This window comes from Streptococcus sp. cx1, assembly GCF_052384325.1.
Classification (GTDB): domain Bacteria; phylum Bacillota; class Bacilli; order Lactobacillales; family Streptococcaceae; genus Streptococcus; species Streptococcus salivarius_G.
In genome coordinates, this window is record NZ_JBQSUN010000004.1 from 205,793 (window position 1) to 212,500 (window position 6,708).

General features: G+C 41.7%; 4 protein-coding genes, 1 tRNA gene and 2 rRNA genes (1 of these 7 running past the window's edge). 6 read left to right on the plus strand and 1 reads right to left on the minus strand.

Features of this window, described 5'->3' with window-relative positions:
• Positions 1-95: 95 nt before the first annotated feature.
• Entirely contained in the window at positions 96-722 is a 627-nt protein-coding gene (locus tag ACT170_RS07145) for a YigZ family protein (RefSeq protein ID WP_021143583.1), read from the minus strand.
• A 54-nt stretch (positions 723-776) separates the two neighbouring features.
• On the opposite strand from ACT170_RS07145, the gene ACT170_RS07150 reads away from it, so the two are divergent.
• The 6 genes from ACT170_RS07150 to ACT170_RS07175 form a co-directional block, all read left to right on the plus strand.
• The gene (locus tag ACT170_RS07150; RefSeq protein ID WP_048790260.1) at positions 777-2,096 is read left to right on the plus strand and encodes a DEAD/DEAH box helicase; all 1,320 of its coding nucleotides are present in this window, start codon (positions 777-779) and stop codon (positions 2,094-2,096) included.
• The gene (locus tag ACT170_RS07155; protein ID WP_048790261.1) at positions 2,077-2,739 is read left to right on the plus strand and encodes a ComF family protein; all 663 of its coding nucleotides are present in this window, start codon (positions 2,077-2,079) and stop codon (positions 2,737-2,739) included. The genes ACT170_RS07150 and ACT170_RS07155 overlap by 20 nt, the downstream gene beginning before the upstream one ends.
• Positions 2,740-2,816: 77 nt before the next feature.
• A complete protein-coding gene (gene hpf, locus ACT170_RS07160) occupies positions 2,817-3,365 on the plus strand; it encodes a ribosome hibernation-promoting factor, HPF/YfiA family (protein WP_002883786.1) in 549 nt (182 codons plus the stop codon).
• A gap of 417 nt (positions 3,366-3,782) precedes the next feature.
• Positions 3,783-5,330: ribosomal RNA gene (locus tag ACT170_RS07165) — 16S ribosomal RNA — on the plus strand.
• Positions 5,331-5,384: 54 nt separating this feature from the next.
• Positions 5,385-5,457 (plus strand) — tRNA-Ala (locus ACT170_RS07170).
• A gap of 146 nt (positions 5,458-5,603) precedes the next feature.
• Positions 5,604-6,708 (plus strand): 23S ribosomal RNA (locus ACT170_RS07175); it runs 1,795 nt beyond the window's last position.
• Together the 16S and 23S rRNA genes with 1 tRNA gene alongside form the textbook arrangement of a ribosomal RNA operon.

Sequence of the window (6,708 nt, forward strand, 5' to 3'; positions counted from 1 at the left end):
AATCCTCTTAATCTTTGATTGATGGTTCTAAGTATACGACGGTAGGGCCAACTTGTAAAATACATCTTCTTTATCACTGTGATAACGTTTGACTATCAGATAGGAATTTCAACGATTTTCTTTCCAGATTTTTCATAAGTAACTTTCCCTTGATAGAATTCGGTTAGTTCCTGACCGAGTCTTTCAATCTCAGACTCTTCGACAAATAAAGTAGTAGAAACATCTGATAAGAAAGTTGTATCAAATTCTTGGAGTCCTTCTTTTTCAAGGAAGTTGGAAAAGACTTGGTATTGAGAGTAGGTTAACTCTACGGTTAGTCCTGTTAATTCCTTGACTTCAACTCGGCCAATCTCTTCAATAGCATGAGCAACGCTACCAGAGTAAGCTCGGATAAGACCACCTGCCCCAAGCTTGATTCCTCCAAAATAACGAGTCACAACTGCTACGACATTAGTAAGACCTTGTTTTTCTAGAACAGTAAGCATAGGAACCCCAGCTGTTCCAGAAGGTTCACCATCATCACTGGAACGCTTAATTTGGCCATCATCACCAACGATTATTGCAGAGCAAGAATGATTGGCCTTGTGATGCTGTTTCTTAATCTGAGCGATATATTCTCTTCCTTCTTCCTCACGGCTGATACGTTTCAAGTGACAAATAAAACGAGATTTTTTTATTTCTTCTTCAACGATTCCATCGTTGGCAATAGTTTTGTAATCCATAAAAAAATTTTATCATAAAAAGATGAATTCAAACATATTTTCGAATAGAAAGATATGGTACCTAAAGAATATTATGGACGACTATTTACGAAAGAGCAGTTGCCAGTGAACTATCACCCAGAGGCTTTAACATTAGAAGGTATGATAAAGGTCGATAAACAACTTAGATGTAAAAGATGTTACAGTTGGATAGAGGAAGATTGGCAATTACCGGGAGGTCAGTATTATTGTAGAGCATGTATTGTCTTTGGTAGAAACCAAGAAGGAAAAGAACTTTATTATTTTCCTTCCAAAACATCAGAAATTGAATTTCCTGTTTTGAAGTGGTTTGGAGAACTGACTCCCTATCAAGCTAAGGTCTCAGAGAAACTTTTGAGAACTTATCAAAAACAGAAAGATAGTCTCGTACATGCTGTGACCGGTGCTGGTAAGACAGAAATGATTTATAACATCGTTGCCTATGTTCTGGAAAATAAAGGTCATGTAGCTATCGCAAGTCCTCGGGTTGATGTTTGTCGAGAACTATTTCTACGTATGAAAAGGGATTTTACTTGTAGTATTTCCCTGCTTCATGCTGAGAGTGAACCATATGATGGTAGTCCGCTTGTAATAGCTACCACACATCAACTACTAAAGTTTTACCAGAGTTTTGACTTAGTTATTGTAGATGAAGTAGACGCATATCCCTTTGTAGGAAATGTCATGTTAAATCATGCTGTAGAACAGGCGAAGACCGAAACCGGTCGATTTATTTACTTAACAGCGACTTCAACATTATCTTTAGAAGAGCAAGTTCGACTTGGGACTTTAGAAAAGCATCACCTTGCTAGACGTTTCCATGGAAATCCTTTAGTACTTCCTAAACTCTTCTGGCAGGGCAGATTACAAAAATCTCTGACAAGAGGCAAGCTTCCAAGACCTCTTCTTTATCAGATTAAAAAGCAACGTAAATCAAAATTTCCTCTATTAATCTTCTTTCCAAATATAGCGATAGGTGAAAAGTTTACAAGTATTCTACAAAAATATCTTCCAGATGAAAAAATGGCCTTTGTTTCCTCAAAAAGCGAGAAGCGTTCAACTATCGTAGAGAAGTTCCGAAAAAAAGAACTGTCTATCTTAGTGACAACAACTATCCTCGAACGTGGTGTAACCTTTCCACAAGTAGATGTTTTTGTTTGTATGGCAAATCATCACTTATATACTAGTTCGAGTCTTATTCAGATTGGAGGTCGAGTTGGAAGATCACCAGATAGACCGACAGGAAAGCTTTATTTCTTTCATGAAGGACTATCCAAATCAATGCTTCGGTGTCGAGAAGAGATAAAGGTTATGAATAAAAAAGGAGGGTTTAACAATGAAGTGTCTGCTATGTAATGATTGGATTGAATCAGTACCAAAATTAAGAGACCTCATTATGTTTAACCAAAGAAAAGAGTACTCTTGCCGATCTTGTAAACATCAGTTTAAAAACCTCTCAAAAGAAAGATGTCAAAATTGTAATAAAGAGTTATATGGAGATACTTGTATTGATTGTAAACTTTGGATGAAAAAAGGCTATATTCCTAAGCACCTTGCTATTTATCGATATGAAGAAAATATGAAAGAGTATTTTAGTCGCTATAAATTTATGGGAGACTATTGTCTTAGAAAAATATTTCAACAAGATATTAAAAACAACTTAAAACCATTTTTGAAGAAAGGTTATACCATAGTGCCAGTCCCATTATCGGAAGAACGCTTGGCAGAAAGAGGATTCAACCAAGTTGAGGGATTGATAGAGGGAATTCCCTATCGGGATATCTTTGAGAAAAGAGATATTGAGAAGCAATCCTTAAAAACACGCGAGGAGCGTCTAAGTCAAGATAATGCTTTCTGTCTCAAGGAAGGTATAAATCTACCAGATAAGATTATTATAGTGGATGATATCTATACAACGGGTTCCACTTTATATCAGATGGTTCAACTGTTAGAAGGTATAGGTATTAAAGAAGTTTTGACCTTTTCACTAGCTAGATAATAAAATCCTTGCAAATTTTCATGAAAAGGATATAATAAAGATAAAGAAAACGCTAACAAGCGAGAAAGAGGTCTTTTATGATTAAATATAGTATCCGTGGCGAAAACATCGAAGTAACTGAAGCACTTCGTGACTATGTTGAAAGTAAACTTAGCAAAGTTGAAAAATACTTCAACGAAGACCAAGAATTGAATGCACGTGTAAATCTTAAGGTTTATCGCGAAAAGACAGCTAAAGTAGAGGTTACTATTCCAACAGGTTCTGTAACACTAAGAGCAGAAGATGTTTCGCAAGATATGTATGGTTCTATTGACCTAGTGGTTGATAAGATTGAAAGACAAATCCGTAAAAACAAAACAAAAATTGCACGTAAGCATCGTGAAAAAGTTCCAACAGGAGAAGTATTCTCAGCTGATTTTAATAACGAACAAGTTGAAGAAGCACCAGCTGTTGAAGTTGTAAGAACTAAAAACATTGAGTTGAAACCAATGGATGTTGAAGAAGCCATCCTTCAAATGGAATTGTTGGGTCATGACTTCTTTATCTATACTGATAGCGAAGATCATACAACTAATGTTCTCTATAAACGAGAAGACGGTAACTACGGTCTGATTGAAGCTAAATAATAAAAAAGGGAAGTAGGTTGAGAAACGTGCTTCCTTTATTTTTTTGAAAAAACCTATTGACAATAACTAAATTGGGTGTTAAGATATAAAAGTTGTCTTAACAGACTTGCCACAAACTTGAAAAGGTTCCAAAACTTTAAAAAAGTTATTGACAAGATAAGTCAGAGATGATATTATAAATAAGCTGTTCCGGAAGGGGCGGCGGACACGAGAAGTGAAAAAACTTCAAAAAAAGTGTTGACAAGCTATTCTAGATTTGCTAGAATATAGGAGTTGTCTTAAGAGAGACAAAGACCTTTGAGAACTGAATAAGAAACCAAGTGCAGGGTTATGATAGAAGAATTATAACCTGTCAATTTACAAGAATAAATCGTCAGACGACGGTAATGAGTTAACGCTCGAACAATTATTAAAATTTTTAATGAGAGTTTGATCCTGGCTCAGGACGAACGCTGGCGGCGTGCCTAATACATGCAAGTAGAACGCTGAAGAGAGGAGCTTGCTCTTCTTGGATGAGTTGCGAACGGGTGAGTAACGCGTAGGTAACCTGCCTTGTAGCGGGGGATAACTATTGGAAACGATAGCTAATACCGCATAACAATGGATGACACATGTCATTTATTTGAAAGGGGCAATTGCTCCACTACAAGATGGACCTGCGTTGTATTAGCTAGTAGGTGAGGTAACGGCTCACCTAGGCGACGATACATAGCCGACCTGAGAGGGTGATCGGCCACACTGGGACTGAGACACGGCCCAGACTCCTACGGGAGGCAGCAGTAGGGAATCTTCGGCAATGGGGGCAACCCTGACCGAGCAACGCCGCGTGAGTGAAGAAGGTTTTCGGATCGTAAAGCTCTGTTGTAAGTCAAGAACGAGTGTGAGAGTGGAAAGTTCACACTGTGACGGTAGCTTACCAGAAAGGGACGGCTAACTACGTGCCAGCAGCCGCGGTAATACGTAGGTCCCGAGCGTTGTCCGGATTTATTGGGCGTAAAGCGAGCGCAGGCGGTTTGATAAGTCTGAAGTTAAAGGCTGTGGCTCAACCATAGTTCGCTTTGGAAACTGTCAAACTTGAGTGCAGAAGGGGAGAGTGGAATTCCATGTGTAGCGGTGAAATGCGTAGATATATGGAGGAACACCGGTGGCGAAAGCGGCTCTCTGGTCTGTAACTGACGCTGAGGCTCGAAAGCGTGGGGAGCGAACAGGATTAGATACCCTGGTAGTCCACGCCGTAAACGATGAGTGCTAGGTGTTGGATCCTTTCCGGGATTCAGTGCCGCAGCTAACGCATTAAGCACTCCGCCTGGGGAGTACGACCGCAAGGTTGAAACTCAAAGGAATTGACGGGGGCCCGCACAAGCGGTGGAGCATGTGGTTTAATTCGAAGCAACGCGAAGAACCTTACCAGGTCTTGACATCCCGATGCTATTTCTAGAGATAGAAAGTTACTTCGGTACATCGGTGACAGGTGGTGCATGGTTGTCGTCAGCTCGTGTCGTGAGATGTTGGGTTAAGTCCCGCAACGAGCGCAACCCCTATTGTTAGTTGCCATCATTCAGTTGGGCACTCTAGCGAGACTGCCGGTAATAAACCGGAGGAAGGTGGGGATGACGTCAAATCATCATGCCCCTTATGACCTGGGCTACACACGTGCTACAATGGTTGGTACAACGAGTTGCGAGTCGGTGACGGCAAGCTAATCTCTTAAAGCCAATCTCAGTTCGGATTGTAGGCTGCAACTCGCCTACATGAAGTCGGAATCGCTAGTAATCGCGGATCAGCACGCCGCGGTGAATACGTTCCCGGGCCTTGTACACACCGCCCGTCACACCACGAGAGTTTGTAACACCCGAAGTCGGTGAGGTAACCTTTTGGAGCCAGCCGCCTAAGGTGGGATAGATGATTGGGGTGAAGTCGTAACAAGGTAGCCGTATCGGAAGGTGCGGCTGGATCACCTCCTTTCTAAGGAAAAACGGAATGTACTTGAGTTTCTTATTTAGTTTTGAGAGGTCTTGTGGGGCCTTAGCTCAGCTGGGAGAGCGCCTGCTTTGCACGCAGGAGGTCAGCGGTTCGATCCCGCTAGGCTCCATTGAATCGAAAGATTCAAGTATTGTCCATTGAAAATTGAATATCTATATCAAATTCCATATGTAATTAATTACATATAGATAGTAACAAGAAAATAAACCGAAACGCTGTGAATATTTAATGAGTTAGGTCGAAAGACCAAAATAAGGTTAAGTTAATAAGGGCGCACGGTGGATGCCTTGGCACTAGAAGCCGATGAAGGACGTGACTAACGACGAAATGCTTTGGGGAGCTGTAAGTGAGCAATGATCCAGAGATGTCCGAATGGGGGAACCCGGCAGGTAATGCCTGTCACTCATTACTGTTAAGGTAATGTAGAGGAAGACGCAGTGAACTGAAACATCTAAGTAGCTGCAGGAAGAGAAAGCAAAAGCGATTGCCTTAGTAGCGGCGAGCGAAACGGCAAGAGGGCAAACCGAAGAGTTTACTCTTCGGGGTTGTAGGACTGCAACGTGGACTTAAAGATTATAGAAGAACTACCTGGGAAGGTAGGCCAAAGAGAGTAATAGCCTCGTATTCGAAATAGTCTTTATACCTAGCAGTATCCTGAGTACGGCGAGACACGAGAAATCTCGTCGGAATCTGGGAGGACCATCTCCCAACCCTAAATACTCTCTAGTGACCGATAGTGAACCAGTACCGTGAGGGAAAGGTGAAAAGCACCCCGGGAGGGGAGTGAAATAGAACCTGAAACCGTGTGCCTACAACAAGTTCGAGCCCGTTAATGGGTGAGAGCGTGCCTTTTGTAGAATGAACCGGCGAGTTACGATATGATGCGAGGTTAAGTTGAAGAGACGGAGCCGTAGGGAAACCGAGTCTTAATAGGGCGCATTAGTATCATGTCGTAGACCCGAAACCATGTGACCTACCCATGAGCAGGTTGAAGGTGAGGTAAAACTCACTGGAGGACCGAACCAGGGCACGTTGAAAAGTGCTTGGATGACTTGTGGGTAGCGGAGAAATTCCAAACGAACTTGGAGATAGCTGGTTCTCTCCGAAATAGCTTTAGGGCTAGCGTCGATGTTAAGTCTCTTGGAGGTAGAGCACTGTTTGGGTGAGGGGTCCATCCCGGATTACCAATCTCAGATAAACTCCGAATGCCAACGAGATATAATCGGCAGTCAGACTGCGAGTGCTAAGATCCGTAGTCGAAAGGGAAACAGCCCAGACCACCAGCTAAGGTCCCAAAATATATGTTAAGTGGAAAAGGATGTGGGGTTGCACAGACAACTAGGATGTTAGCTTAGAAGCA